Below are 24,910 nucleotides of genomic sequence, written 5' to 3'. Positions count from 1 at the left end.
TCAACTATTTTCTAAGAGTATAACCCCTCCATTTTCAAGTAAAATATATGTTCCTGTTTCAGCGAATAAGCCCCAAATATTATAGGTTGCTTCTGTGATGACCTCGACCAATTCAATCTCATATCTATCTCGTGTTACATCCCAAATCATACACCCTGCTAAGAATACCCTTATCCCTAAACTTGATTCTGTAAAGTTTTGAGACGGTCTTAAAAAACCAGTAGTTTGTAATTGCTGTAAGTTCCCATTGATTGTTAGAGACGGTCTTTTAAAATTCTTTAGTACCTCGTTTACTAATATTAAATGTAATGACCTTGCGTCTTCATCGTCTCCGCCTTGGCTCCAAAATTCTGTTGGCTTCCCATTTTGAAGTGTAATAGCTCCCCTATAAATGGTTGCATTACCCGCTGTTTGTGGTGCATCTCCAAATATTACAGAATCTTCCCTAATGTTTCTTTGCTTGTAATCTAGGTTTTCAAAAGTGTAATCTATGCCAGTTTCTGCAGGTTGATTACTAGGTAAAAACTGAAAACCTATTTCTGAAAATCTAACCTCGTTTACTGAGTAATCACTAGTTACTGCTTGAAAAAATGAAAGCTCGTAATCATTGGCAATACCAGTATTAAAAAAGGTAAGACTAAATGAATGCCATCTGTTAAACTCTGTTACCTCGATTACATAAAAATCTTCTGTTGGCTCCCAATAATTATTATTTGTTAGCCACTGCTCAACCTCGTCAAAAAATGGAATTATATTAAAATAATCATTTGAAGTAGACTTTAATTTAAAAGCTACTTGCAGGCTATCTCCATCAACATAACTATCTGGAGAAGATACATAATATTTAAATTTTAACTCGCAATAATCGCCACCACTTTGATTTAACACACTGGTTAGTAGTCTGAAATCTTGTCTTATATAAGTAGCTGCTCCGGTTGTGGTTGAAGTTCCTGTAATACCTACTGCAAACTTTTCCTCATCTTCGCCAACCGCTTTTTTTGTTTGGGAATTTCCAAACCAATCATTTGGCGTACCCGCTGTAAAATCTTCTTCTAAAAAGCTACTACCTTTTAACAGATTGTTTTGGGTTAGATAATCCTGTTTGATAATTGCTTTTTTGTTGGCGAAAATGTTATTTCTTTGTGGTACACCTCCCACCCATTTAAAAGTAGTAGAGCAATCAATTTCAACCGATCTACTTATTTCTTCTGTTGAATCATAGTTTAGTTCACTATCAAACTTTCTTAATTTAAAAGTGGCTGCTTTTTGGTTTGGTTGAAGTATCCACCACTTGTTTTGCTCTTGGTGTATTTGAGCTTTAAAAGTTTTAAGCACTTCTTCAAGTACCTGATAGTAGTTCATTCCCTCAAAAGCATCTGTATTTAAGTACGCCTGATTTAAACCTGAAGGAATAACACCCGGCTTTGTGATAGTGGAAGCAGAAACTAAGCCTTTATCTATATAATTAATATCAAGCTCATACTCTAAATCAAAACCTAATCCGGCTGAGGTTTCAGTAATACTTAAAATTGCTAGGTCTTTTATTTCTCCATAAATACCATTTTGGAGTGTTACCAAATCGCCTTCCTCGAAATCTTCATAAACAGAAGAAACATTTACAGTAAGTAAAAGCTTGCCTCCTGCGCTCTCCTCATAATCTGTAAAACTTTCTTCAATATCTCCGGTTGCGTCTTGACTCATATTTGAATCAAAGAAATTTACGCCCTCGTAAATATCCAGTCCAAATCCTAGCTTATCTAAGCAGAATTTAATTATTCTTAAAGATGGCTGCCTTCCTTGAAATTCTTCATAGTCTATATCTTCCAGTAGCTTTAAGCCATCTATCCAAGACATGCGAGTACTATAAGGAGCTGCTTTTAGTGGATCTCCTGCAAGAGATGGATTTAAGTATCCTGTAAATTCTATGTTGCCATTTACTAGTAACTCACATTTATAATCATATTCACTGGCAGTGTTAAAAGGAAAGAATTCATCATTAATAACACTGATAGGACTAAATACTAATTGAGAAGTTTTAAAAGGCAAATATTTGTCATCATTCTTTTTTCCTGTTTGTAGTAGTAGCGGGCTTTGTGTTGCCTCTGAAATAGTACTAACCAGCCCTTCATAATCGAGTTTATAAATCTTAAATACTACTGTGTTGTGGAGTCTTGAATCTATAGTGATTTGGTAAGCTTGCGCATAAGCCGGAAATGCTTCTAATTCTACTGTATAAGAAGCTCTGCAATTATTTGCATCTTTTGCATAAATGGTTACTGTTCCCGGAACTTGTTCTGTAAACTCGTTTGAGTTTTGATAATCTACATCATTTAAGCTGTATTGAATAGGCCCATTTGAACTAGTAGCCTTGGCTCTTAGTGTGTACTCTTGGTTAATAGAGTCTGCGATTTTTTCTACATAATCTATTTCTAAATCACAAACAGTAACTACACATTGATAGCTATTAGCTGTTTGTTTTCGTTCTGCATATGGATAAGAGGCAATTAAACCAAATTGATTTAATGTACCTCCATTACAAAACTTATAGCTAGCTATTGGCTGGTTTGGCGCTGTGGCTGTTGGGTCATCGTTACCACCTGCAATTTGACCACCGTTTGGTGTGTCGGTATCTATATCTGGCTGTGTAACATCAGAGGCATAAACATTTATTGCACTAGTGCTATCATTCCAATAAGTACTTACATACTTATTGCCAGCGCCTTGCACATTAAAATATCTGTTTATAAAAAGCCTATGTAGTGCCATTAAAATGTTGATTGTTCTGCATATCCCCTTTCAAGGAAAGCGATTAATACATCTCTTTCAATAGTAAATTTTCCTTTTACATTTACATCTTGTCCACCTGTGCCATTACCTAAGAATTTTTTAAGATCTGAAAGTGGAGAAACAACTTCAGGATTAGAAGGTGATATATTTTTACCCTCTCCCAGTACTCCTAATGTTTCACCGAATACCAAACCACCTTTAGCAAACTTTGGAATAGCACTATTAAAAAGTGCTCCGGCTGCTGCTCCGGCTGCTCCGGCAATGCCTACCGCAAATGGTCCCGCTAGACCTGCGCTTGCTAAAGTATTACTAATTACTCCTGCAATACCTTTTGCAATCAATCCTTTAATAACTCCCCTTATAGAGTCTTTTAAGGTTTCTGCAAATGACTTTGCGCTGTCTGCTGCTGAATTAAAACCACTAGCAAAAGCAGACTCCATATCTTTAATAGGCTGTTCCGCTTCCTTGGTAGCGTTTTTAATTTCTTCGATTTTATCTTTTAATCCTTCAAACTCTGTGAAGGTATCGGCCTTTTCTTCCTCTCCTTTTGTCGGATCACTACTTAAAAGAATATCTCCATTATCAGTAGTTCTTGAAATGCCATCGTTTGTTTTTTTACTAAATAGCGCTGATCCTGTAAGCTTTGAAAGGCTTTCTCTTGCACTGTTTGTAAGGTCTGCAATTTGCTGGTCAATCTGAGCAAGTGAAAAATTTTCACTAATATTTTTAAGCTTTTGTAATCCTTCTGAAACACCATCGAAAGCATTTGAATTACCTTTTACATTATCCAGTGAAGTATTTAATCCATCAATTGAAGGAGAAGTATTTTCTACTGAATTTTTGATTGTTTCAGTATCTTTTTTAATGCCGCTGGCAGCTTCATTGCTGGCGCTAGATGTGAAATGTAAAGAGTCTGCAAACTTGTTTATAGCTCCCCTTGCTACTTCTAAACCATCTTTTAAAGCATCACCTATACCCGGAATATTTTTTAATAAATCTCCAAGTATCAAAAGAATGCTATCAGCCATTTTAGCAAACACCCGAATTACAGCCCCTACTATGTCGGCTATCCCTGTTTTAAGTGTATTAAAAGCGCCTAAGAAATCACCATTAATAACTTGTGCAACTATCTTAAATACTCTTAATACAGTTCTGAAAGCTGTTGAAATTACATCTACTACAGCACCAAATGTATTTTGGGTAATGTTAATTATATATGGCCCTATTGCAGACCAAATACTTTGTATATTACTAACCAATCCACCAATAGCTTTTTTAATTTCTTCAAAAGCAGATAAAGCAACATCTTTAAGAGCTTTAAAAGTAAGTGCGCCTCCTCCTTTAGTAAAATAAGATACTACACTATCCCAGTTTGCTATAATTAAACCTGCAGCGGCAACAATCGCGGCAACTGTTAAGCCTATTGGCCCGGTAAGCACAGCAAAACCAGTAAATAAAGCAGGTAGTACATTTGCAGATAAAAAACCAAGTGCTAAAATTGCGGGACCAATTGCAGCGGCTATACCTGCAGCTATTGTAGCAAATTTTAATATCGCTGGATTGATTGTGTCTATTGCCCTAAGTGCTGAAGTAGCGCCTCTTACCAGCTTTTCAGCAAAATCTAATATACCACTATTAGCAATAGTAATTTGTACAGACTCTAAGACAGATTGAAACTGTTTTATAGCTCCGTTAAAACCTTCTAGTCTAATTCCAGCCTGTTTACTAGCTGAAACTTTGCCTATGTTTTCAGCTAATTTATTAAAACCTTCAGCGCCTTGATCTGCTAAACTTAGAGCTGTTCTTAATGCATCATTCCCAAATATGGTAGAGGCTGCATTGTTTCTTTGCTCATCACTTAAGCCTGAAAAACCCTCTTTTAATTCTTGGGAAATTTCAGCTAAGTTTTTCATGTTTCCGGCTGAATCAAAGAATTCTAAACCTAATGTTTTCATTAGGTCGGCTGCTTGCTTAGAACTTGGAACAAGCCTAGTAAGGAATGTTTTAAAGCTAGTTCCTGCATCTGAACCACTTGCAAAACTGGAAGCTGTGGCAGCTATTGCGGTGTTGAAGTCTTCAATTTCTACTCCTAGCTTTCCGGCTACTCCTCCGGCTTGCGCCAAAGCTAGTCTGTAATCATCTATACCAAACTTACTTTTAACTGTTACGCCTGTAATGCCATCTACAATTTTAGATAGGTCTTCAGCTTTTTTACCAAAGTTTTGCATTACATCGGTGGCGATATCTGCAGCGCCTGCAAGCTCTCCTCCTGTTGCCTCTGCTAAATTAAGTGAAGCTCCAGCAGCTCCATTTAAAATATCAGATACACTTAATCCATTTTTTGCAAGTACGTCTATTCCTTCAGCGGCTTCTGTTGCTGAAAAGCTGGTTTGCCTTCCTAGCTCGCGGGCTTCACTGGTAAGTTTAGATATTTCTTCAGCGGTTGCTTGACTATCAGCCCTAACCTTGTTCATTGCCTCTTGGAAGTCTCCGCCAGCTTTTACTGAAGTATAACCTAAAGCCGCAAGTGGCGCAGTTACACCCACAGTAAGTGTTGAGCCAACTTCTTTAAACAGTCCGCCAAATTGCTTTAACTGTCTTGTAGACCGCTGGATATTTCTTTCAAACTGCGTAATATCCATCCCTAACAGGACGGACATATTAATGAGTCCTTGCGCTGGCATTATTTAGGTTTTAATCTTCCGGCTGATAATTCTTTTTCTTCCAGTCATCACCTTTTAACATTTGCTTTCTTACCCAGTCGGTATAATCTGATTCTGAGTCTTTACCTAGCAATGTATCTATCGTTACATTTGGCTTTTTCCAATTCTTATGATTATTGATAAGTACTGAAACTACCCAAGCAGTACGTCTCCATTCCTGATCTTGCACATGATTATAGTTTTTTAGTAATAAAGAAAACTCCCTATAATCAAGATTCCAGAATTCTTTAGGCTTTAAGCCTAATACTGATAAAGCAGTTATTTCTAACTGCTCTAACCAATCTCTAATAGTTTTTAATCTGTTTTTGTGGCTGGCTCCGGTTCCGGCTCCTGATCTTCTTTCTGTTTCGGAGCCATCTTCTTTCCCAAATCCTGTAAGCTTTTGTTTACAGCATCAGTTAAGGCTTTAACATTGTCGGCTTCCTCGTTTCCTTCTTCTTCTTCGAACCAGTCCTCAAAATCATCTTTAGTGAAATCGCTTGGTAAGTGTTTGTTTTTCTTTTTCTTACTAGCTCTTAGTAATGCAGAAAAGCTATAATCAATCACAAATGAAAGATAATTTTTCCCTAAATCTTGAAGGTTGTAATCTGCTTTAATTTTAGAAAGAGCAACAAGGCTAAAATGAAAAACATATACTTTGCCTTTGCTAGTTAATTCTACTATCATACCTATTTAATTGATTGTGTTAATTATGCTGATACAGTTCCAAAGGTTGGAGCACCTTTTACTTTCCAAGATGTATCAATCTGAGAAATGCCTTCCACTGGAAATCCTTTTGCTGCACTGGTTAAAAATGCCACATAAACATCCTCTGGCTCTCCTACTACATCAGTGCTAACTGTAAGCTCACAAATAGTCTGAGCTGCATAAATTGCGCATATTTCAGCCCAGTTTAAATCAGCTTCATAATTTACAAGTGCTGAAACATCAATAGTGGCAGAGTTTGTATCTGGTAGCGCATCAGAATAATTGCCATCATCCTTACAAACTGCTTCGATTTCAGAAGTTTCTAAACTCACATTACCATCTGTTTGGCAGCCTAATAATGTTTTGTTTCCTGATCCACCTTGTGAAACTGGATCGTCATCAATCCAAATTTTAATTAATTTACCTTTAACCTTTGACATGGTTTTTTTCTTAGTTGGTTGAAAGAATCTTTATGTTTTGTACCAAGCTGTATATGTTGCATTTTTTACATATAGCTTTGCTTGTTCTGAATATGAATCGAATTCTGTTTCGTATTCTATATCTAAATCTTTGCTGTTTGATATACCTTGAAAGCCATCAAGCAAGAATCTTATTCTTTCTGAAATAGTCTCACATTCTCCATATGATAAAGACATAATAAGTACTGTAAAATCTATTTCGTCAAGCCTGCCTACTCCGCCAGATTCTGTCTTGCATTTGTTTGGATCAGCATCTTTACGGATGAGTACAATTAAAGGAGGATTGATTTTTTGAGGAGCACTAACCGGATAAATTTTAGTTGATACCAAACCTGTTAAAGTGGCATCTCCTATTAATATCGCTCTTACACCGTCTATCATCCTTTAGCCTTTTTTATTTCTCTTAAAAAAACCTGCTCAATGTTGTCAATTACTCCGGCTTCTACTTGTCCCTTTGTTTGCTCCCAAGCTGGCCTCATAAAAGGATTAGGCTTCATGCCTTCAGTACGTTTTGCAAAAACTAAAACCCCGTTATACTCGAAAACTAAAAACCTCCCTTTTTTTGGAGTTCGATCTTCAGTACCAAATTCTACCAAATGAGCATGATAACCTTTGCTTTGTCCTTTTACACGTGGCCCAACCCATAACCCGGCTTTTAAATTTCTCTTTCTCTCACTGCCTTTAGAAACAAAGATTCCAATACTCTTTTTTAAATTCCCTGTTGGGCCTTTTGGCGCTAACTCTTTTGCTTTTTTTACAAGTGGTTGAGCTGACTTCCTAAAAGTATTTTCAATCACTTTTTTAGTAAACTTGCCATCAAGCCCCTTTAAAAGCTTTTGAGCATTTTCAAGTCCTTTTATTTGAAAGTCTTTAGGCATTAGTTACCCTCTTGTGTTCTATCTTTATTAATAGCAAAAATCCGCATGGCTTCACGCCTTCCAAGTTCTTCTATGCTTATGATATCATAGATTTTACTGTTTTCATCTACAATTCGCATAGCTTCGTCTATACCTGATAAGTACCTGATTTCGAAATAATCTTGCCTTTCTGCTACCAGTTGGTTTGCCTGAAAGGTTTCTTTATTTCTTGTTCTGATATCCTTATTCTTACCAGCCCAAACAGTGGCAAATGTTGACCATGTTTGAGGTGTATTTTGCCCGTAATCATCTTGCGTACTACTGGCAGACTCAATTACTATCTGCCTATCAAGCTTTGCTGCATCTACCATTAGTACTGTATATAAGGTGTAAGAATTAGCTCTGCTGCTGTCAGGTTATTATTACCTGCCCTTCTGTCTACTCGATCACTATCGTAAAAAGTACCTGCAAAAAGTTTTACAGCGGTTAAAACATCTACTGGCACGCTGTCGGTATCTACACCAAATCCGGCGGTATATTCTACTTCAACCGCATTTAGTCTATCATAAACAGAAGGCCATGAATAGCCCTTGGCTTCTCTTATAATCGCTGGCTTGCTGTTTAAATCTGAATCGTAATAGTCAGAAGAAAGTGTTTGAAGCTGATTATCAGTATCGTAATACTTGATGCTAGCTATTGCAGAAACTCTACCTTTTGGCAACTCGAAAGCACATGGAAAACAATCGTAGTAAGCAGTAAAAACAGTATTTAAAAAAGCAATCTGAGTAAAGTTTTCAGCCTTTTTTGTAGCAGATTGTATAAAGCTGTTAATCAAATCGTCCTCTGTAGTAGTTGAAATTCTACTGAATTCTTTTTGAATAGCTGCTGTATAAAGCTGGTCTGGCGCTGTTTTTACTTTTATGCTTTTTGGTCTTACTGCGTACATTGGTTTTACCTTGTTTCAGCCTTTGTTTTCCCGACTTTTTTCTCTGGTTTTTCTACTTTTACAGTAGATTCCTTTACTTCTTCAGCGTATCCTTTGCTAATAGCCTCTTCGCCTTCTTTTTTTGTAACTTCTATTTCATCACCTACAAAGCAAGCAAGGCCAAAAGGCCGTTTTTTTATCTTAATTATCATAGCTTACTAAAGATTAGCTCAATAAAGCATCTAACATCGCAGCCATTGACTCTGGATGCTCCATGTCAATATCCCACCAAGAGTTTACCGTGAATTCAACAAGAGCATTTTTAGACTTGGTGAAAGGATTAATAATCAAGTCTATGCCTGCCCAGTTTGCAATAATAACTTTTGAGAAATCACCAAAAATAATAGCGTGACAAATACCCGAGCTACTACCTTTAGTTAATGTACTTGGAACTTGAGTAGATGCTAATGCATTGTAAGAGTTCAACTCACTTCCACTGTTAGGCCAAATAAATAAACCTGAACCGGCATCTATTTTAGTAGTTTTTAGTAAGCCTCTAATTTGTGGAGTAGTTAAGTAATGCAAATTACCCATTAAAGCATTGTCTACAGCTACAGCAGTTTCTAAAGCTACAATGTTTGCGTGTGTTGGCACGGCTCCATCAGTCCCACCAACTACAGAGCCAATTCCAGCAGTACCAATAATACCAGTAATTGCCCCGCCATTACCTTGAATCATTGTTTTATCAACACTGATTTTAATAGCTCTTTCTAGCTTTCTTCTTACAAAAGCTTCTGAGTTTGGCTTGCTTTGGAAAAGCATTTGTTTTGCAACATCTACTGTTAAGCCTAATCTATTAGGAGTTAAGCTTACATTGTTCAATGTCGGTGTTTCCTCTGCGTTTTCGTCTGTTTCACCTTCCCAAGTACCTTCAATTACACTTGAATCTCTAGGATATTTAATATCACCTTGCAAACCAGTCATGATATTCACACCTAAAGTTTCACCTACCAATTTAGGCTCCAATGCTGGAATAATTGAAGGCATTACATCAGTTTGTACTACATCGGTTCCCTCTGTGCCTACTGTTAGGTCTCTTTGATTACCTATTTTCATAAAGAATCCTGGAACGCCAACGCCCTCTAATATAATACCACTAGCTCTAGCTTCTTTCCTTGCTTCTTCGTGCATTTCTTTAGCTAGACCTTCACTTACATTGCCACCACTCTTAATGATATCTGAAAAAGAATATCTTTTGATGATTTTCTTTTTTTCTTCTATTTCAGAAGCTGAAGGAGAATCCATTGCAGGAGCAAACCTTGCCGCTTCCGCTTCTAGCTCCTCATTTTTCTTTAAAGCTTTAATGGTATTTTGAAGTCCTTCAATTTCCTTCATGGTAGAATCCCACTCTTTTTGCTCTGCTTCTGTAAGAGTTTCGCCTTCCATTCCGTCAAATATTGACTTTGCTTTTGCCTGAAGAAGTCCTAATTTCCTCAGTAATTCTTTTAATTTCATAGCTGGCTGGTTTATTTAATATCAAACAATTGCATTTCGAGCACCATCTTACTTTTTGGAGTGCCTTTAAATGTTTCTTTAATTTCTTCTTGCTTGTTGGTTGAAAATCTATTTTCAATAAGGTCTAAAACTTCAGCTACTCTCATGTTTTCAATATCTGAGTAACTTTTGCCTAAATACCTTTTTACATTGACTAATACCTTAGCTCTTTGCTCTCTTATACTTCTCCCTACTGCATCTGGATTACTTGGAATATTTACAATGCTCCATTCTAAAAGCTCTTGGCCTTCGTAATAGTAAGTTTCTCTGCTTTTGCCTTCCGCTTCTTCTCCTTCTCCATATCTCCCCTTTCCTATTGGTAAAAATCCTACTGAAGTAGTTCTTAATGTGCCGAATTCTACCTTTTTTCTGATCTTATCGGCCAATGGGTTTATGTCTGCAGTTTCAAAAGTTGGTTCTGCAATCAGTTCTTTGTTTTCTACCCAAACTTTACTATGACCAATTACATAGTCAGGATCAGCACTTTTGCATAAATCATTGCCGTAAACATCATGCTGGTAGCCTACAATTGGGTTGTTATTGTAGTTTTTTAAACCCCAATTATCCATGTTTAACACTGTACGGTGTCTATCTCTGGTAGCAGTAGAGATTACAAACTGCTTTTTACCCTCTTCACTTTCAACTGCTCTTAATACACCCTGTATAAATTCTTCATCCATAGCATTAATGTTTATGGCCGTTTAACTGCTTATTTTTATTAAGATTGATTAGCTCTTGCAAGACATCAATAGTTATAAAGTCTTTTTCTAGCTTTTTAGAAATTTCTTCAGCTTGTTTGCTGCTTGTGTTATTGGCAGTATTTTTTAGCTCTGTCATTTGCATTTGCACCGTGTAAATCTCACCTCCATCTATGTTGTTATCATCTTCCAAGCTTCTTATTTCGTTTCGGTTGTAGATGCCGTTTTGAACCATTTTCATATAGTAATCTGATTGAGCAGCTACATCACCACGCAAAAGAGCTTTTACATTGAACTTGAAGAAGCTTTTACCCTGCTCGCTATCAAAAAGAAACTTTTTATTGAATTCGTGCTCGTATTTGGTAAGAGTAAGTAGTACAGTATCAATATAGAATTCTGTATTTAGCTGCGAAACATTGTTGTAATGCGCATCCTTTAAAAAGAAAGCTTTTGTAGGAGGTACGCTAAAAATCCGGCAAATATCTACGCCTGAAAACTCCCTGCTTTCTAAAAACTGAGCATCTTTAAACGGCATGGTAATAGGCTTGTACTCAAAACCATACTGCAATAAAGGTGTGCTATGGTGATTATCTAAGCCACTGGTTTGTTTTTTCCATCCCTTTTTAAAGTTCTCAAGCTGTTCATCATCTTTAAAATGATAGCCAGTAGGTGATGTTAAATAACCTTCAGTTACCGCACCATTTTTAAAAAACTTCTCTGCACTAGTTTGTTGAGCGATTGACAGCCCTAAAGTAGCCCTATGATGTGCTATATTGCTAAGCCCTACAATACCATTAGAGCTAAAATTGGTCACATTTATAACATCTTCATGCTTCCAAACTTTGTCTACTTTTTCACCTAAGAAATTTTGCTTTTGATGGTAGAAAACTTTGCCTTTACTTACTTTTATTTCGGTGTGCTCACGTGGTAAAACCTCTAAGCTATAAGCTACGCCAGAACTATTGCGTATAATTCCAGCAAGTGCATTCCCTCTTAAAACTCTGGTAGTTTCAAGTATTTCTAAACAAGTAGAAGGAGTTAAAAAATCATTAGGTGAGTAATGCAACATTTTGTCTCTTAAATCACCCTCTTTTACTTCTTTACCATTATCTGTTTTTGAGCAAAGCCTTACAGGTAATTTAGCTGGAATACTAGCTAACAAACCAACACATCTATTTGCTGTTGGAATAGCAGTGGCATTATTAAAATTAACACTTACACCCGCACCGCTTTGGTTTCTCATAGCTTCAACAAGCCATTGCTGCGGATGTTTTAAATCTGATCTTAGTTCAGCGTCAAAACTACCAGCTCTATAACCGGGATTATAGAATAGTTTGTGGAATAAATCTTGAAAAAATGCTGGCTTACTCACAGATATTATGTTAATTCGTTTGTAAAATAATATATTATTTATTATTAAAACAAATATTTTGTATTATTGTACAGTTAAAGCTTTCTATTACTAGTAGATAGGGTTTAAAAAATTGATTTAAGAATTATTAAAAGCTGGGCTTGGTAAGTCTGGCTTTTTTATTTTATGCCAAAATGAGAAACAAAATAAACCACTGCCAAGGCAAAACAACCCACGCCAAATAAATACAATACTACTGTAAAAAATCCTCCTCCCTTTTGAGTGTAATCTTCTATTGGATCAGGAAATAAAGGCTTCATTATATAAAGCTCGTTACCTTCTTTTTTCAATCTTTTTTCTAGCTCTTTTTTTAAAGCTGTTGTAGGTACTTTTGATAGGTTCATAGCTTAAATACTTATAATTACATCTCCTTCAATTGTTTTAAATGGTGGGTTAAATGTCATATACTCACCAAGTGCCATCACTGCACTTACTGGCCCATCCACTTTATTTTTAGATTTCTTCTTGTCTATCTTAATGTTTTCTGCTGGATCGCTGACTATCATAACATTAGACATCATCCAGCGCATAACTGGATTACCATCATGTTGCAATCTTTGAGAAATCACCATTTTTTCAAACTCCTTTGTTGGTTGGCTCATAGACTTAAAGCCTTGCCTAAACTCATTCATTTCTATTTCCTGTTCTTGGAGCTTTGCTGCTATGTTGGTAGCTTCCCAAGGATCATAAGCAGTAGATTGAATGTCAAACCTTTTATGTAAATCGAGAATGAAGTTTATTATAAAGTCATCATCTCTTACGTTTCCGGGAGTTTCTATTAAGTGGCCTTCTTCAGCCCATTTACTGTAAGGAGTTAATTTATTTTCGGATCTATTCTTTACTTGATCTTCTGGACAAAATAAGAAGGTAATTATACAGCCTGAAATATGGGAAATATCACATTCTGAATCTGGAAAAAACAGCGTATAAGCGTTTATATCCATTGTTTTTGCAAGGTCTAATCCTGCAAAAGCTGTTTTACCCTTCAAAAACTCCATTAAATCAAGGTCAAAATTATTAGCTTTTGCCCTGCATTTTTGCCAGTCTTCATCTTCTATCCATGTAGTACCTACATTAGACCATATACCTAAGTGAAGTTGTTTAAAAACTGGCTGGTAAGAAGGAGTAACAAGCGCCCTTTTAAATTCTTTTACAAAGTAGCTCCTTTTTAAGCTTACATCCATGTTTGGATTAGCCATTGCCCAAACTTCTGGATTCTTCCAGATTTCAGAATCTGCTTTTAATTCTTCCAGACCAAAAATAATAGTAAACCAGTTGTCATCTTGGAAGCCGTCTACACCCTTTAATACATTTATTGAATACTCTCTGTGAATATAACATATGGTTTGGGTGTCTTTTCCGGCTGTGGTGATTTCGAAAATAAGTGGCTGGTCCTTTGTTCCTGTAGCTGTTGAAACTACGTCAATTACTTCAGAGGTTTTGTGAGCGTGCACCTCATCAATTGCAGCTCCGTGAACGCTTAACCCGTCCATTGTATCAGCATCAGCGCCTAAAGGTTCAATCTTACTATTGAATTCTGGAAGGCTTATGTTATTGGTAAGAATAGTACAAACCTGAAGAAGTTCTTCAGACTTTCTAAGCATATTCTTAGCATAATTGAAGGTAATTTTAGCCTGATCTTTCTTTGTTGCTGCTGTGTAAACCTCTGCTCCTTCCTCGCCATCTGCTATGGCTAAGTATAAAATAATTGCCGCTGCAAGTGGTGATTTACCGTTTTTTCTTGGAACTTCTACATAAGCTGTTTGAAATCTCCTGTTTCCGTATTCATCAACCCAGCCAAATATATTCCAGATAATAAATTGCTGCCAAGGTTCTAAAATAAATGGTTTGCCTGAAAACTTTCCTTGCCAGTGCTTTAGGTAGTTTTGGATAAAATCTATTGCATGCCAAGCTCTTTCTGTATCAAAATAATAACCCCTTTCCCATGCATTGTCTAAGTCATCTAAATATCTCTTACATGCAAGCTGAACAATTTTAGTTTGCTTAATTTTTCCTGAAACAACATCAAGCGCATAGTTATGTCCGTAACTATAGAGCCTCATTTATTTTTCCTTTGGTTGATGAATCCTATTATTCCATCCTTCTTTTTTTCTTTGGGAGTTGGATTTGGTATGTGCATTTTACTTCGGTCTGTAGGATTGAGACCAAATAATTTAAAATTACTCATTGCCTGAGCGAAGGCTTTATTAGCAATATTTATTTTCGGATTAGCTGATAAACCTTTATTATAAATTTCACCTGTTGAAGTAGTGCCCTTTGCCATAAATGTGCGACCTTCTTTTTTCAGGTCTTTTTGCATATCTATGTAAGTTCCATATTCATGGCAGCCAGCATTAAAAAACTCTAAATCGAGCTCGGTAAAAATTCCTTTTTCTATAAGCTTATCAATAAGCTGCCTGAAAACTCTTTTCCCTGTGGCGCAAACCCAAGGAGCTGGCTTTGGTGTTTCTGTTGGCTTTTCTATAATAGGCACATTCTTTTCTTCGCGGTCCTTTCTTGTCGTACCTTGTAAATCCTTTAAACTCTTAGGTTTTCTATCAAATGGATTGCCTTTTGATTCCATAATTTTGTTGTTTTACCCCCTCCCCCTACAGTTTGAACAGTGACGGAGCATACGCGAGACTTAACAATCGGTTTATAAAAGATTGGTTTTCAACCTTTTATATCCCCCTCCCAGCGTTCTTTACCACTCTTAGAATTGTGACATGTAGAACATAACAGCTCTAGGTTATCCATATCAAAAAAATCTCCTCCTTCTCTTACTCTCCTCTTATGATCGACTGCATAATCATTTGGCTTGATGCCTACTTGTGTATAAATGTTATTGCGTAAACATTCCTGACATAGATACTTATCTCTTACCTTGACTGCATCTCTTACTGTTCTCCATTGAGTAGTGTTATAGTTCTTACTCTTTTCCTTTCTTCCCTCCTGTTTGCCAGTGGTTGCTTTCTTATCCCACCATCTAGGTTTCTTAACTATCCTAGCCATTTAATGTTACTATTATACAAAATCTGTATTATTGTATAAATTTAAAAGAAAAAAATTGACAAATCCAACATTACAAATACAAAGCTTATTTACGACATGTCAAATGATAGTAAAGAATTTAATCCCGAAAGTAAGATGTTCGATTTAAAAAACATGTCTCAAGATGAGGTTATTAGGCTCATGTACAGAGACTTACACGAATTGAAAGATAAGTTTGATAATAAATACCAGACAATGGAAAAGGATATTATCGAGCTAAAAACAAAATTAACTGTGTTTAGTGAAATAAATAAGTCTAAGCCCGTGCAAGATAACCAGTGGCGAGAATGGATAAGATTTATAATAACTATTGCAGCCTTTATATTTACATTCTTCTTTCTAAAGAAATGAAATATTCCAGCCCAGCACACCGGGCAATAAACTTTTTAATTATTCTAACCTTCATTACTCTTATGAATTTATTTAAAACTCAATTGGTAGTGTTATTACTACTGCTATCTTCTTTTGCTTTTGGTCAGGATATGCGCTTAGCCTCTATTCCTGAAGGCCAAGTTAGAAACTATTACGATGTGCAATGGCAATCTATTTTGCCTTTTGTAGAGTATGGAAGCTCAACACGTGGTATGAGTACTGCACCCGATAGTATTATTAATACCGATCCTATAGAAAAGTTTAAACCTATCAGCGTAGGACTTAATGCTACTCAAATATGGAGTAAAGACAGTATTGTGCTTAATATTCCATTAGAACCAGGATTAAAAGAGATAGCTTTTTATTTCAATAATTATTCCCTGCATGGAACCAATTTTAGTAGGATTATTCAGATATCTTATTATAAAAGAGGAAAGCTTATACAATGGAAAGAGATTAATTTAGCAGAAAGATTTAATCAGCAATTCACTTATGAAATAAGCTCTTACCCAGTAGATACAGCCCAAATATGTAGATTTGTTTTAACCTCAACGGGTGGAGATGGCTTTGTAACACTGAATGCATTTGAAGCGATACCTTCAGGAGAATTGCCAGCTTATTGGGATATGGAAGCTTTATTGCAAACTGAACCAATAGCAGAGAAGCCCAGTATAACAGATACTACTTTAAAAGTTTTTGTCGATCCACGTGTAAGCGAATTAGAGGAGAAGATGAAGACTATGTACAATTACATACAATTTCAAGATAGTCTAATTAATGAAATGTATTTTGATTTATACAATATCATCATGGATACTATCTATATTGATAAGGACGGTAACATACTTGATAAATAGCAAAAGCCGGAATTAATCCGGCTTTTTTCTTTGCAATTAGATTAATGGTGAGATGTACTCTAACCAAGTACCGTACTCTTCTAAAACACTTTCTATTTGCCGGTAATTGTTTACTACCTTTTGCCGTTCGTCTATGTCTAAGTCAGTTTCTTGACTAGCCCAGCATAATAGTAATTCTTTTAAAGTACCTTGTAATTCAGGGATGTTTTCTGTTAGTGTAACCATATTATGTAGAATTTTTAGCATTTGGGCAATAAGAAAGCGGTACTGCCCTCCCCGCTGCTAAAGCCTCTACATAAGGCTTGAATATGCCATTACAACATATTCACGGTGAGCAATACCGCTTTCCTCTATGCGAAGATAGGTATTACAATTTCTTATGTAGATTTTTTAGCGTTACTAATGTAGTAATTTTTTGTATACATAAAAATATATTGTAACACAATTTGATATATTGTGTAGCATTTACTACAATTATGGTATACTAAAAACACTTACACCAATGAAGAAAATAATACTTACTGCTTTAATTTCACTCTTTTCTCTTATCTCCTATTCTCAACATATTTCCGAAACACTAATAAATCTTAAAAGGGAATATAACCCACTTTTTAAAAATGAAGCTGCAGCTCTTGCCTTTACTTTCTTAAAAAACTATGATGTAAATGGAAGTGATACCTCTTATGTATTTACCATAGAAGTATTTAATAGAAAAACAGTGCTAGAAAACTTTGCCGTAGGAGCTGGCTTTTTATCTAATTACTTTGGTAGCTCTGTTGCTGGTAATTATAGCTTTAATGATGATTATGGAATAGTATTAATGGATAAGGCTAAATTCGATGATTTTGTAAACGGAATCAATAAAGTGTATGTATTTGCCAATAGTGCTAAAACCTTTATGAAGGCATCAAACAACATGGTAGCTACTTATAAGATCGATCAACTAACAGTAGGTAGTGAATACAGACCGGATAAATTAGCAGAGAATAAGCTTGTATTTTATTTGCAGATAGGAAAAGAAAACAGTTTTCAATTTTCACAAGTTGAATTCGAGGAACTCTTTAAAACCATAAAAGAGGTTAATAAAATATGGGGCAAGGTTTAATTACTAACCTCGCCTCTTGCTGCTTTAATTAATAATTAAAATCTCTTCTTCCTTGTTTCTTTCTATCAAAGCAAAGCATTGGCTTTTGTTTACTGTTTTAGAGATAAGGAATTTTCTTTGATATGCTTCTTTATGCCATTCAGCTACTTCTTTACTTAATGACCATGCAAAGGCAGTATCATTTTCAGTATTAGTTCCTCTCCATACCTCGAATTGCTCAGGAAGGTTTTTAAATCTTTCATGTTCTTCAGGAGTAGAAAAGTAATGTTTATGCTTTCTGTTTGTTGTGAATAGATGTCTAAATATATCTTGTCTCGCCACACTCCCACAAATTACCCAAACACTTCTTAGCAATTCCCAGTATCTATAATCTGATAGATTGTTTCTTTTATTTAGGAATATTTCAAATACTTTGTTTTGATCTCTTTCTATATCCCAAGCTTTGATAATTTTCTTTGCTATTTCACTATCTCTCCTTAAGACCTTTTGTCTAAGCTTAGGATATCTCCTAGTAAATGAAATGGTTTCATTATTTGCTTTTGCTTCTATTGCTCGATAAATATTTGATATTTCTGAATTCATGATATAATACAATGATTTTTAATATAAATGCAGGGTTTGTATTTAATCTGTCTTTTAAAAGTTCAATTTTTAAGGCTAGATTACTTTAAGACATTTCTAATTTGATTGACTTTGTATCGCATTCCTGCTTCAAACATGTAAATCATAGCTTCTTTTAGGTTATTTATTTTATCTGTATCTATATACACCTCTCTGAGATCATCTTGATATATATTTCTTAAAGCCTAATTCCTTTAAAGCTTCTACTAGCTCTTTCTTGAAATTATTTGATTCCTCCATTCTCTTTAAGTCTTTTAATCTCCTGTTTTAATTCTTTTATTTCTTCAAAAAGGCATAGAAAAGCATGAATTTGGGTGTAATTAGCGCTATTTAAAGCATTCCTTCCTTTGCAAGCATTTTGAAGCATTTCGTGTAACTCATTAAATGAGTAATCACTTTTTATATGCTCTGTATCTTCTTGTTTTGGTAAATCTTCTAGTTTGCTCATTTTTTATTGATTTTATAAACTTTCAAATCCTGACCAGCCATTATTCCATTTAGATTTTTTAAATGAAAATGAAAACCCGCAATTATTATCTTCAAGGCATTTTGCAGCTAAAAAAGCATGGCTATTTAAAACCTCACATTTTTTGCCTTGTTTTAAAAAAGAAAGTAATTCGATACCGTTCTTAGGTCTTACTATTTCCATCATTCATACATTAAATAGTAGTAATAATAAAATTCTTTTTCATCTTCAGTAAGCTTATTGTACTCTTGATATAAGGCATGTATTAGAGCTAGTGCTAGTAAAGAGTAAACAATGTACTGGTATATTTTAATTAGGGTTTTTAGTGGTTTCATATTTAGTTAAACTAACTATGTAAATATCTAACTCTATCTACTTGATGTTGATTTAATTTCATCCAAGAATCTAATTGGCTTACATCTCTTGGGCATTTACTCCATTGCTTATCATGCTGGTTTATTGCTTCTTCAAGATGCATCATGCATGCTTCAGGATAAGGAATTAAAAGCCAATTTTCCATTAAAAGCAAATAAGCGTGATGTTCTCCTTTTTTGAAATGATGCTTAACCTTAAATGGTAAGGTACAGATTACTTTTCCGCACATTGGTGGATTAAATACAGGTGTCCAATGATAAAAACACCAAACTTTATCTCCTCTTTTAAATTTCATAATCCTGATATATCTAAATCCTTAATAAATTCGTGTAATTCGTCTGTAGATGGTAAAAAGATGTTTGTTAGTTTTGGTATTCTTTCTTCTAGGGAGTATACAAAGCTAGTTGCTATAAATTCACCTCGCCAATAGTGTAGTTTTTGGAAGCTACCGTCTTTATATTCTAATGTTCTTATAAATCTTGATTCAAAGTTTAATATTTTAAACTGTTCATTCATAGATAAATCAAAGAATAGTTTTATTGACTTTTTCATAACAATGTGAGTTTAAAAAATTGGTTGGTTTTAGTATTCAAAAATTACCCTTGCTTTATTGGTGGATCATAATAATAATAAACATCTCTTTTTGATAAGTTTAATACCCTTATTTCAAACCTAATCCCAATTCCTTTCCAGAATAACACAGATAATCCAAATAGAGTAAATAGTATTCTGTAGGTTTTACCATCGTTACAAAGGTTTATACCATCATCCATTATAGCAATTATCTTTTTCATAGCTTTTTTACTTATGGTTTCTCGTTTTTAAAAAGTTCTTTCTTGTGAACAGTAAAAAACATTGGTTGCAATGGATGATTGAATGACATTACATTAACCCATAATCTACCAGTAAATAAAAGCTTTACTCTTTCCCAAAAAGAAAGCTTCCAACATGATACTACATATCCTTCAGTAGATTTTTCTATGTATGCTGGTAAGGGTAAGTACTCTTTTTGATCTTTAGCAAATACTATGTTTTGCTCTTTAAATGTGGATGGTTTCATGATATTTAAATTATGCAGCAAAGTATTATTGCTGCTATTAGTAATATAATTATGTCTTTCATTTTAAAGGGAGTGAAATAATTGTAAATGCCTCTGGATGTATGTATTCAGAAATATATTTCTTTGCTTTTTCTTCAGTAGAGAAGACTTCTCTAATTGTACTGTATTTAAGTACTATGTATACTTTCATTGCTGACTTTCTTTTAAGTGGTCTTTTTCAATTTTATCTATGATATCTCTGTACTCGAATTCAAACCATAACATGAAAAATAACCAGTGGAAATACCTATTAAATTTATTGAATTGTATGTGTGGCTTCCAGTACCATTGAGCTTTGTAAAATATCTTAAGCTTTATTTCAAAGCCTGATCTTACCCTTTTCATTTTTACAAGCTTATATCCGTATATTCTTGAATTAGGGTTTAGTATCCATTCTTTTTTTTCTTCATACCATTCTGGCGCTCTAGGTCCACCAAAATGATAAGCGTTTAATTCTGGATTCATTACTTGGTATAGCATAGCTCAATATTTTAAATCAGTCCAGTGTATTATTTTTCCTTCAAAGTCTTTATTGAACCATTTTATAAAGTCCATAAAGTTTTCAAATCCATCATTTCTGGCAAGTGTAGTTATACCAGTCTCCCATACATCCATACCATCAATATAGATATCCGGCAAATCCATAGTTTTTCGATATTTAATTACAATCTTTTGAGTTCCTGTACATATACCTTCACCAAACTGATTGTAATTCTTTGTTCTTACACCTGTAGCAAAATGTATTTTATTTCCCTCCTTCCATCTGTTGTGTGGATCTTCTCTTATGGTGTGTATCTTAGTTCCTTTTAATATTAGCTCCGGGAACTGTGGTTTAAATCCTAGTATCATGATTTTACTTTTATTATTTCAAAACCTGCTGACCTTAAGTCTTGAATGATTGCGTCTGTAATATCATCACATTGATTTGTAGTCATTCCTTTTAATGACATTAATACTCCTTGAATTGGTTCTCTAATCTCTTCTTCAAAAAAGTCTTTTTTAGGAAGCTTTACAACATAGCTATTAAAACCAGAAGCTATCCAAGTATCTTGTTTTATGCTTAATCGAGACATAGAAAAACTTTCATCTCTTAAAGCGTTTACTTGATCTTCATCAATTTCAGTAGTTCCGCTGCCATCTCTTTTGATTCTGGAAATAAATAATAAATGCTTTCCTTTTACATCTTTCATCTTACCACCATTTTTTTAGGTTCTTTTCTTTTAATATTTCGTAGGTTTTTAGTCTGTATTCTTTGGCTATTCTTTTTACCTCTGAGTCTGGAAGGAGTTTTACTTTTTTGGATTCTATTCTTAGATTGTCGTAAGCTTCAAATCCATACTTTTCTATTATTCTTTCTATAAACTTATCTTGAGAGCCTCCATTAAAAGTGTTTTCTTGTAAGCTTTGAGGTTTTACATTAAGCTCATTAAAGGCTACACTATAGTTTGTTGTGTTGGCATCTCTTACTTTAAAACAGTGGCCAGCATGACAATTTTTTGATCTTATGTCTAATAACTGGTTAGAAGTAAAACACCTTACTGTATAATCACTATTACAAGCTTTTAACTTAATGTATCTAGCAAACCAAAGCCATGCAGTTGTTTTGTAGAAATTAAACTTACCCTTTCTTACTCCTTTTATCTTTGGAAATCTACTAGCGCCCTTTAATTGGGTTTTAGTGTATTTCTGTTGAAACTGCCTTTTAGTAAGTCTCTCTTTTTTTGGTGTTCGCTCTGGCTTTGGATTTGCGTTTTTATAGACTTTAGTCATTATACATTATAGCTGGTTATTAATGAGTTTTAGTTGGATTCTTCCTTTTCCTTCTCTTTATCTTCGAGTTGTTTTTTTAGAAGTTTTACATACCAAACATTGTCTATATCTTTGTCTGTAATCTCCTCTAATTCTTCTACTGATTTTATTTTACCCCACCATGATTCACAGCCATAAATTACTTTGTTTATCTCTGGAACCAGTATAGCCGGATTGTACTGTGAGTGGTTTAATTGGATTACATCTTCTTTTATTTCTAGTTCAGAAGATAAAGCAGCCTCGCCAATAAGAAAGCCAATAAATGTTTTATCTCCGTATTCATCTGCGCAAGGCCTTACCTTTACTAAAGTACCCGCTTTTCCAGTCCAACCGTCTCTAACAGGTCTTTCTTTTGGGAAAGCGATATCTTTAATATCTGTAGATAGTACCATAAATCTAAGGCTTTTAATTTCACTGATTAGATTTACTAATATTTCCTCGCCTTTGTCTTCTGAAAATAAGTACTTGAATTGGTCATACTGTTTTATTGGCTCTAATATTTTTTCAATCTTATCTAGTATTTCTTTTGTTTTAGGCATCTTTCTTAAAAGTTTAAAAGTGAATTAATTATTTAGTTTTGATTATGATTGATTCCTGAGTATAGCCTTGATTTTATACAAGGTTGAACGTTTTATGTTTGCAGTTGAACAGATTTCCTTTTCTGTTAATCCTTCTTGTATAAAGTGGACTACTGTTTTGTACTTTTCTAAATACCCTGAGTCCGTTTTTTGGACGTTCGAACGCTGTTTATCAGTGCTAAAACCTATTTTTTGAGGTTGGACGTTCGAACTTTGTTTGTTTGTTTGAACTGGTTGCTGTACTGTTTGAACTTGGTTTGAGGGAAGCATAAAAGTTTGTGTTTTGCCATCATAAAACCTCGCCAATTGGAATAACTTATTAAATGTTGAATTATCTATCTCATAGGTTTCTACCTCGCCCGCTTTGCTTGCTTTTTCTGCTTCTTCTGATACTTTATAATCGAAATGATTTAAAAACCATAAACATGATAATATACCCAGTTCTACTACTATTGATACAAATATCCAGAAGTCACTTTTAAACCTATGATTTTGTTTTGCTATAAAAATAATTTCTTCAAACTTTACTTTAGCCTCGCCTAGACTGTTATTCTTTTCTAGCGATAAATTACTTAGCTCTGTATTAATCCTTTGTACCGACTGGCTAGTTCCTTCTTCATACATATTTATTCTTCCCTTCCAAACGAATTTTTCAGTTTCTTCTTTTTTGGCTGCTATTAAGGTATCATACTTTGCATTGATACTATCTAAAGTAATCTTGTATTCATCTTCCAGAAAGCTTACCCTTTTATCAAATGAAGAATGAATTTCTTTTACTCCTGATAAAGAAGAATAAACACTAAAAACAAATATGATTAGAGTAGGGATTAATACCCAGTCAAAGCCTTTTGTATAGTATTCTTCAAAAGTGTTATTAGTAAGATTATTCTTTATTAATTCAAGGCCACCATATAAAGCAATTGATATTGCTACAGCCACAGCAAAAGGAACAAAATCTAGTACATAGGATAGAAAATAAACACCTGTAGTAACACTAAATGCTGCAAGTAAATACCTAAATACAAACAAGATATTAAACAAGGAGATATACTTTTGATAAAAGGTTTTTGCAGTAAACTTTTCTTTTGCTCTTTTTAAGTGAGATTCTTTGTTTTGTTGCTTGAAGATTTTTTTTAATTTTGACATAACTCTATGATTTAATCATTGGTTTAAAATTCCCCGAATCTTGTTTAGCGACCTGTTCGGGGTTTATTTTTTTAATTTTGATTTACATAGCTCATCAATTGACTTATTAATAAGCTTTGCAATATTGCTCATCTCTTTAACACCTGCATGCAAAGCATTTATGATATCCTGTCTGTGTTTGGAAGGATCGTAGGTAATGTCTTTTATTTTATCTGTGCTTTCAATAGCTTCTTTGCCTTCTTTAGAAGAAGTTAATCCTTGTTTTGCTAATCCAGCGGCAAAGCCTGCTAAATTAACTGGCTTTTTGATGTCTCTTGCAGTCTGAATTTCCATTACAAATCTTGTAAAATCTTCTTCACTTATTATTTCAGTTGTTATAGGTGGAGCATAAGTAATTGTAAAATCACCTCTTTTTTTATCATAATATATGCTAGTTATGCCAGTGTCCTTAAATAAGTCTATGAAATCATTTACACAATTTCTTATGTAATGAAACTTTTGATCTTCTATATGTTGGATAGGGTTAAACCTTTCACCTTCTAATCTTGTCTTTCTGAATTCTTGAATTTCTTTAGGGATATTGCTTTTAAATGAAATTTTTTCTTTGTCAATAGTGCCATTACTAACAAAACCGCCGGGAGTAAGCCCACCGGGAATGAAATTAGGAATATCCACTTCTTTTAAATCTCCCTTTTCTGTCTTTATGAAATTGTAAATATCTTTTGCAATGTCTATTACATCATGTATAAATTCTCCTTTCTTGACATGCTTTATTGCTGTTTTAATTGCAATTATTTTTAAGCTTGTATCATTCATGATTTTATAAAAAGTTTAAATTGATTTTAACCTAGGTGGAGCTTAAAGCTTTACTAAGGATCAGCTTATTACACTTTAAGCTCCGTTTTTTTGAGGCCATTTAGCCTCGTTCTTCTGTCTGGTTTTTATGGACGGGTGGAAGGATTCGAACCTCCGACATAAAGAAGTAAGTTTATATTGACCTTTTTTAGATAATTTATAAACTGATTTTAATCTTTTGCTCTACCAACTGAGCTACACCCGTCTTTTTAATTGGATTCAATTGATTAACTATACAATATTATATTTAATTGTATTATTATACAAATATAATGTACATTAATTTCTTTGGGTGTACAATGTTCTTTCTTTAGTACAAAATACCTATTTGGGCTTTGGAATTGTACTATTCCTATTATTTGCTTGTGCAAATCTTTACTACAATAATCATTCTTTTGTTTGTATTACGCTGATAGCGTGTGTATTACGAAGGTATATTTAAATAACTGATGTTA

Annotated in this window: 36 protein-coding genes and 1 tRNA gene; 3 read left to right on the top strand and 34 right to left on the bottom strand. The window is 34.3% G+C overall.

Translation table 11 applies throughout. The features are described from left to right. The 17 genes from OQ292_RS40715 to OQ292_RS40635 form a co-directional block, all read right to left on the bottom strand. Positions 1-2,766 (bottom strand): hypothetical protein, encoded by a 2,766-nt coding sequence (locus OQ292_RS40715; protein WP_284689971.1) that lies wholly within the window; start codon positions 2,764-2,766, stop codon positions 1-3. Beyond that, a complete protein-coding gene (locus OQ292_RS40710) occupies positions 2,766-5,471 on the bottom strand; it encodes a phage tail tape measure protein (protein WP_284689970.1) in 2,706 nt (901 codons plus the stop codon). Before OQ292_RS40710 ends, OQ292_RS40715 begins: the two co-directional genes overlap by 1 nt. Before the next feature lie 10 nt (positions 5,472-5,481). Continuing rightward, positions 5,482-5,679, bottom strand: a complete 198-nt coding sequence (locus OQ292_RS40705; protein WP_284689969.1) for a hypothetical protein — start codon at positions 5,677-5,679, stop codon at positions 5,482-5,484. Positions 5,680-5,804: 125 nt separating this feature from the next. Further along, positions 5,805-6,176, bottom strand: coding sequence for a hypothetical protein (locus tag OQ292_RS40700; protein ID WP_284689968.1), 372 nt, complete (start codon positions 6,174-6,176; stop codon positions 5,805-5,807). Between the two features lie 23 nt (positions 6,177-6,199). Continuing rightward, positions 6,200-6,637: a hypothetical protein gene (locus OQ292_RS40695; RefSeq protein WP_284689967.1), complete on the bottom strand. Its 438-nt coding sequence runs from the start codon at positions 6,635-6,637 to the stop codon at positions 6,200-6,202. Between the two features lie 30 nt (positions 6,638-6,667). Next, entirely contained in the window at positions 6,668-7,057 is a 390-nt protein-coding gene (gp17, locus tag OQ292_RS40690) for a tail completion protein gp17 (protein ID WP_284689966.1), read from the bottom strand. Then, entirely contained in the window at positions 7,054-7,554 is a 501-nt protein-coding gene (locus tag OQ292_RS40685; protein ID WP_284689965.1) for an HK97-gp10 family putative phage morphogenesis protein, read from the bottom strand. Before OQ292_RS40685 ends, gp17 begins: the two co-directional genes overlap by 4 nt. Continuing rightward, on the bottom strand, positions 7,554-7,904 hold the full coding sequence (locus OQ292_RS40680) for a phage head closure protein (RefSeq protein WP_284689964.1): 351 nt from the start codon (positions 7,902-7,904) through the stop codon (positions 7,554-7,556). The genes OQ292_RS40685 and OQ292_RS40680 overlap by 1 nt, the downstream gene beginning before the upstream one ends. After that, a complete protein-coding gene (locus tag OQ292_RS40675; RefSeq protein ID WP_284689963.1) occupies positions 7,904-8,479 on the bottom strand; it encodes a head-tail connector protein in 576 nt (191 codons plus the stop codon). Before OQ292_RS40675 ends, OQ292_RS40680 begins: the two co-directional genes overlap by 1 nt. Positions 8,480-8,484: 5 nt before the next feature. After that, entirely contained in the window at positions 8,485-8,670 is a 186-nt protein-coding gene (locus OQ292_RS40670) for a hypothetical protein (RefSeq protein ID WP_284689962.1), read from the bottom strand. 13 nt (positions 8,671-8,683) lie between these two features. Further along, positions 8,684-9,973, bottom strand: a complete 1,290-nt coding sequence (locus OQ292_RS40665; protein ID WP_284689961.1) for a phage major capsid protein — start codon at positions 9,971-9,973, stop codon at positions 8,684-8,686. Between the two features lie 11 nt (positions 9,974-9,984). Next, positions 9,985-10,692 (bottom strand): hypothetical protein, encoded by a 708-nt coding sequence (locus tag OQ292_RS40660; protein WP_284689960.1) that lies wholly within the window; start codon positions 10,690-10,692, stop codon positions 9,985-9,987. A 4-nt stretch (positions 10,693-10,696) separates the two neighbouring features. Next, positions 10,697-12,082, bottom strand: coding sequence for a phage portal protein (locus tag OQ292_RS40655; protein WP_284689959.1), 1,386 nt, complete (start codon positions 12,080-12,082; stop codon positions 10,697-10,699). A gap of 158 nt (positions 12,083-12,240) precedes the next feature. After that, on the bottom strand, positions 12,241-12,465 hold the full coding sequence (locus OQ292_RS40650) for a hypothetical protein (protein ID WP_284689958.1): 225 nt from the start codon (positions 12,463-12,465) through the stop codon (positions 12,241-12,243). Positions 12,466-12,468: 3 nt separating this feature from the next. Then, a complete protein-coding gene (locus OQ292_RS40645; RefSeq protein WP_284689957.1) occupies positions 12,469-14,184 on the bottom strand; it encodes a terminase large subunit in 1,716 nt (571 codons plus the stop codon). Further along, positions 14,181-14,705, bottom strand: a complete 525-nt coding sequence (locus OQ292_RS40640; protein ID WP_284689956.1) for a phage terminase small subunit P27 family — start codon at positions 14,703-14,705, stop codon at positions 14,181-14,183. The genes OQ292_RS40645 and OQ292_RS40640 overlap by 4 nt, the downstream gene beginning before the upstream one ends. 89 nt (positions 14,706-14,794) lie before the next feature. Then, entirely contained in the window at positions 14,795-15,133 is a 339-nt protein-coding gene (locus OQ292_RS40635) for an HNH endonuclease (RefSeq protein ID WP_284689955.1), read from the bottom strand. Positions 15,134-15,229: 96 nt separating this feature from the next. Here OQ292_RS40635 and OQ292_RS40630 point away from each other — a divergent pair, with 96 nt between their 5' ends. Together OQ292_RS40630 and OQ292_RS40625 are read left to right on the top strand one after the other, a co-directional pair. Beyond that, positions 15,230-15,523 (top strand): hypothetical protein, encoded by a 294-nt coding sequence (locus tag OQ292_RS40630; protein ID WP_284689954.1) that lies wholly within the window; start codon positions 15,230-15,232, stop codon positions 15,521-15,523. A gap of 62 nt (positions 15,524-15,585) precedes the next feature. Continuing rightward, positions 15,586-16,401: a hypothetical protein gene (locus OQ292_RS40625; RefSeq protein WP_284689953.1), complete on the top strand. Its 816-nt coding sequence runs from the start codon at positions 15,586-15,588 to the stop codon at positions 16,399-16,401. A 36-nt stretch (positions 16,402-16,437) separates the two neighbouring features. On the opposite strand, the gene OQ292_RS40620 is transcribed toward OQ292_RS40625, so the two are convergent. Beyond that, entirely contained in the window at positions 16,438-16,626 is a 189-nt protein-coding gene (locus tag OQ292_RS40620) for a hypothetical protein (RefSeq protein ID WP_284689952.1), read from the bottom strand. A 277-nt stretch (positions 16,627-16,903) separates the two neighbouring features. On the opposite strand from OQ292_RS40620, the gene OQ292_RS40615 reads away from it, so the two are divergent. Next, a complete protein-coding gene (locus tag OQ292_RS40615; RefSeq protein WP_284689951.1) occupies positions 16,904-17,506 on the top strand; it encodes a hypothetical protein in 603 nt (200 codons plus the stop codon). Positions 17,507-17,530: 24 nt separating this feature from the next. Here the strand turns inward: OQ292_RS40615 and OQ292_RS40610 are convergent, their stop codons facing one another. From OQ292_RS40610 to OQ292_RS40535, 16 genes are all read right to left on the bottom strand, one after another. Continuing rightward, a complete protein-coding gene (locus OQ292_RS40610) occupies positions 17,531-18,088 on the bottom strand; it encodes a hypothetical protein (RefSeq protein ID WP_284689950.1) in 558 nt (185 codons plus the stop codon). A gap of 262 nt (positions 18,089-18,350) precedes the next feature. Further along, the gene (locus OQ292_RS40605) at positions 18,351-18,575 is read right to left on the bottom strand and encodes a hypothetical protein (protein WP_284689949.1); all 225 of its coding nucleotides are present in this window, start codon (positions 18,573-18,575) and stop codon (positions 18,351-18,353) included. A 12-nt stretch (positions 18,576-18,587) separates the two neighbouring features. Then, the gene (locus tag OQ292_RS40600) at positions 18,588-18,776 is read right to left on the bottom strand and encodes a hypothetical protein (protein ID WP_284689948.1); all 189 of its coding nucleotides are present in this window, start codon (positions 18,774-18,776) and stop codon (positions 18,588-18,590) included. A gap of 163 nt (positions 18,777-18,939) precedes the next feature. Continuing rightward, positions 18,940-19,263 (bottom strand): hypothetical protein, encoded by a 324-nt coding sequence (locus tag OQ292_RS40595; RefSeq protein WP_284689947.1) that lies wholly within the window; start codon positions 19,261-19,263, stop codon positions 18,940-18,942. After that, positions 19,260-19,520 (bottom strand): hypothetical protein, encoded by a 261-nt coding sequence (locus OQ292_RS40590; RefSeq protein ID WP_284689946.1) that lies wholly within the window; start codon positions 19,518-19,520, stop codon positions 19,260-19,262. The genes OQ292_RS40595 and OQ292_RS40590 overlap by 4 nt, the downstream gene beginning before the upstream one ends. A gap of 44 nt (positions 19,521-19,564) precedes the next feature. Further along, the gene (locus OQ292_RS40585; RefSeq protein ID WP_284689945.1) at positions 19,565-19,762 is read right to left on the bottom strand and encodes a hypothetical protein; all 198 of its coding nucleotides are present in this window, start codon (positions 19,760-19,762) and stop codon (positions 19,565-19,567) included. Between the two features lie 11 nt (positions 19,763-19,773). Then, a complete protein-coding gene (locus tag OQ292_RS40580) occupies positions 19,774-20,028 on the bottom strand; it encodes a hypothetical protein (RefSeq protein WP_284689944.1) in 255 nt (84 codons plus the stop codon). Between the two features lie 58 nt (positions 20,029-20,086). After that, entirely contained in the window at positions 20,087-20,218 is a 132-nt protein-coding gene (locus OQ292_RS40575) for a hypothetical protein (RefSeq protein ID WP_284689943.1), read from the bottom strand. Then, positions 20,215-20,547, bottom strand: coding sequence for a hypothetical protein (locus OQ292_RS40570; RefSeq protein WP_284689942.1), 333 nt, complete (start codon positions 20,545-20,547; stop codon positions 20,215-20,217). The genes OQ292_RS40575 and OQ292_RS40570 overlap by 4 nt, the downstream gene beginning before the upstream one ends. Positions 20,548-20,550: 3 nt before the next feature. After that, positions 20,551-20,916, bottom strand: coding sequence for a hypothetical protein (locus OQ292_RS40565; RefSeq protein WP_284689941.1), 366 nt, complete (start codon positions 20,914-20,916; stop codon positions 20,551-20,553). Next, positions 20,913-21,257, bottom strand: coding sequence for a hypothetical protein (locus OQ292_RS40560; protein WP_284689940.1), 345 nt, complete (start codon positions 21,255-21,257; stop codon positions 20,913-20,915). Before OQ292_RS40560 ends, OQ292_RS40565 begins: the two co-directional genes overlap by 4 nt. A 1-nt stretch (position 21,258) precedes the next feature. Continuing rightward, the gene (locus tag OQ292_RS40555; protein WP_284689939.1) at positions 21,259-21,837 is read right to left on the bottom strand and encodes a hypothetical protein; all 579 of its coding nucleotides are present in this window, start codon (positions 21,835-21,837) and stop codon (positions 21,259-21,261) included. A 29-nt stretch (positions 21,838-21,866) separates the two neighbouring features. Next, on the bottom strand, positions 21,867-22,415 hold the full coding sequence (locus OQ292_RS40550) for a hypothetical protein (protein WP_284689938.1): 549 nt from the start codon (positions 22,413-22,415) through the stop codon (positions 21,867-21,869). A 42-nt stretch (positions 22,416-22,457) separates the two neighbouring features. Continuing rightward, a complete protein-coding gene (locus OQ292_RS40545; protein WP_284689937.1) occupies positions 22,458-23,600 on the bottom strand; it encodes a hypothetical protein in 1,143 nt (380 codons plus the stop codon). A gap of 63 nt (positions 23,601-23,663) precedes the next feature. Next, positions 23,664-24,416 carry a hypothetical protein gene (locus OQ292_RS40540; RefSeq protein WP_284689936.1) on the bottom strand — a complete coding sequence of 251 codons (753 nt, stop codon included), beginning with the start codon at positions 24,414-24,416 and terminating at the stop codon, positions 23,664-23,666. A 130-nt stretch (positions 24,417-24,546) separates the two neighbouring features. Next, positions 24,547-24,660, bottom strand: a tRNA-OTHER gene (locus tag OQ292_RS40535). Between the last annotated feature and the right edge of the window lie 250 nt (positions 24,661-24,910).

The sequence above is a fragment of the Chondrinema litorale genome, assembly GCF_026250525.1.
GTDB lineage: Bacteria > Bacteroidota > Bacteroidia > Cytophagales > Flammeovirgaceae > Chondrinema > Chondrinema litorale.
The sequence above is the reverse complement of the archived record's forward strand: the minus strand, read 5'-3'. Positions and strand labels throughout refer to the sequence as shown.

Coding starts and splice junctions, on each gene's coding strand:
- OQ292_RS40640 (WP_284689956.1), bottom strand. CDS start 14,705: ATGGAATCAAAAGGCAATCCATTTGATAGAAAACCTAAGAGTTTAAAG.
- OQ292_RS40580 (WP_284689944.1), bottom strand. CDS start 20,028: ATGAAACCATCCACATTTAAAGAGCAAAACATAGTATTTGCTAAAGAT.
- OQ292_RS40595 (WP_284689947.1), bottom strand. CDS start 19,263: ATGAAATTTAAAAGAGGAGATAAAGTTTGGTGTTTTTATCATTGGACA.
- OQ292_RS40610 (WP_284689950.1), bottom strand. CDS start 18,088: ATGAATTCAGAAATATCAAATATTTATCGAGCAATAGAAGCAAAAGCA.
- OQ292_RS40550 (WP_284689938.1), bottom strand. CDS start 22,415: ATGCCTAAAACAAAAGAAATACTAGATAAGATTGAAAAAATATTAGAG.
- OQ292_RS40660 (WP_284689960.1), bottom strand. CDS start 10,692: ATGGATGAAGAATTTATACAGGGTGTATTAAGAGCAGTTGAAAGTGAA.
- OQ292_RS40560 (WP_284689940.1), bottom strand. CDS start 21,257: ATGAAAGATGTAAAAGGAAAGCATTTATTATTTATTTCCAGAATCAAA.
- OQ292_RS40710 (WP_284689970.1), bottom strand. CDS start 5,471: ATGCCAGCGCAAGGACTCATTAATATGTCCGTCCTGTTAGGGATGGAT.
- OQ292_RS40675 (WP_284689963.1), bottom strand. CDS start 8,479: ATGTACGCAGTAAGACCAAAAAGCATAAAAGTAAAAACAGCGCCAGAC.
- OQ292_RS40635 (WP_284689955.1), bottom strand. CDS start 15,133: ATGGCTAGGATAGTTAAGAAACCTAGATGGTGGGATAAGAAAGCAACC.
- OQ292_RS40630 (WP_284689954.1), top strand. CDS start 15,230: ATGTCAAATGATAGTAAAGAATTTAATCCCGAAAGTAAGATGTTCGAT.
- OQ292_RS40615 (WP_284689951.1), top strand. CDS start 16,904: ATGAAGAAAATAATACTTACTGCTTTAATTTCACTCTTTTCTCTTATC.
- OQ292_RS40695 (WP_284689967.1), bottom strand. CDS start 6,637: ATGTCAAAGGTTAAAGGTAAATTAATTAAAATTTGGATTGATGACGAT.
- OQ292_RS40665 (WP_284689961.1), bottom strand. CDS start 9,973: ATGAAATTAAAAGAATTACTGAGGAAATTAGGACTTCTTCAGGCAAAA.
- OQ292_RS40645 (WP_284689957.1), bottom strand. CDS start 14,184: ATGAGGCTCTATAGTTACGGACATAACTATGCGCTTGATGTTGTTTCA.
- OQ292_RS40685 (WP_284689965.1), bottom strand. CDS start 7,554: ATGCCTAAAGACTTTCAAATAAAAGGACTTGAAAATGCTCAAAAGCTT.
- OQ292_RS40605 (WP_284689949.1), bottom strand. CDS start 18,575: ATGAGCAAACTAGAAGATTTACCAAAACAAGAAGATACAGAGCATATA.
- OQ292_RS40555 (WP_284689939.1), bottom strand. CDS start 21,837: ATGACTAAAGTCTATAAAAACGCAAATCCAAAGCCAGAGCGAACACCA.
- OQ292_RS40625 (WP_284689953.1), top strand. CDS start 15,586: ATGAATTTATTTAAAACTCAATTGGTAGTGTTATTACTACTGCTATCT.
- OQ292_RS40715 (WP_284689971.1), bottom strand. CDS start 2,766: ATGGCACTACATAGGCTTTTTATAAACAGATATTTTAATGTGCAAGGC.
- OQ292_RS40545 (WP_284689937.1), bottom strand. CDS start 23,600: ATGTCAAAATTAAAAAAAATCTTCAAGCAACAAAACAAAGAATCTCAC.
- OQ292_RS40680 (WP_284689964.1), bottom strand. CDS start 7,904: ATGGTAGATGCAGCAAAGCTTGATAGGCAGATAGTAATTGAGTCTGCC.
- OQ292_RS40565 (WP_284689941.1), bottom strand. CDS start 20,916: ATGATACTAGGATTTAAACCACAGTTCCCGGAGCTAATATTAAAAGGA.
- OQ292_RS40600 (WP_284689948.1), bottom strand. CDS start 18,776: ATGGAAATAGTAAGACCTAAGAACGGTATCGAATTACTTTCTTTTTTA.
- OQ292_RS40585 (WP_284689945.1), bottom strand. CDS start 19,762: ATGAAAAAGATAATTGCTATAATGGATGATGGTATAAACCTTTGTAAC.
- OQ292_RS40570 (WP_284689942.1), bottom strand. CDS start 20,547: ATGCTATACCAAGTAATGAATCCAGAATTAAACGCTTATCATTTTGGT.
- OQ292_RS40575 (WP_284689943.1), bottom strand. CDS start 20,218: ATGAAAGTATACATAGTACTTAAATACAGTACAATTAGAGAAGTCTTC.
- OQ292_RS40700 (WP_284689968.1), bottom strand. CDS start 6,176: ATGATAGTAGAATTAACTAGCAAAGGCAAAGTATATGTTTTTCATTTT.
- gp17 (WP_284689966.1), bottom strand. CDS start 7,057: ATGATAGACGGTGTAAGAGCGATATTAATAGGAGATGCCACTTTAACA.
- OQ292_RS40650 (WP_284689958.1), bottom strand. CDS start 12,465: ATGAACCTATCAAAAGTACCTACAACAGCTTTAAAAAAAGAGCTAGAA.
- OQ292_RS40540 (WP_284689936.1), bottom strand. CDS start 24,416: ATGAATGATACAAGCTTAAAAATAATTGCAATTAAAACAGCAATAAAG.
- OQ292_RS40670 (WP_284689962.1), bottom strand. CDS start 8,670: ATGATAATTAAGATAAAAAAACGGCCTTTTGGCCTTGCTTGCTTTGTA.
- OQ292_RS40590 (WP_284689946.1), bottom strand. CDS start 19,520: ATGAAAAAGTCAATAAAACTATTCTTTGATTTATCTATGAATGAACAG.
- OQ292_RS40620 (WP_284689952.1), bottom strand. CDS start 16,626: ATGGTTACACTAACAGAAAACATCCCTGAATTACAAGGTACTTTAAAA.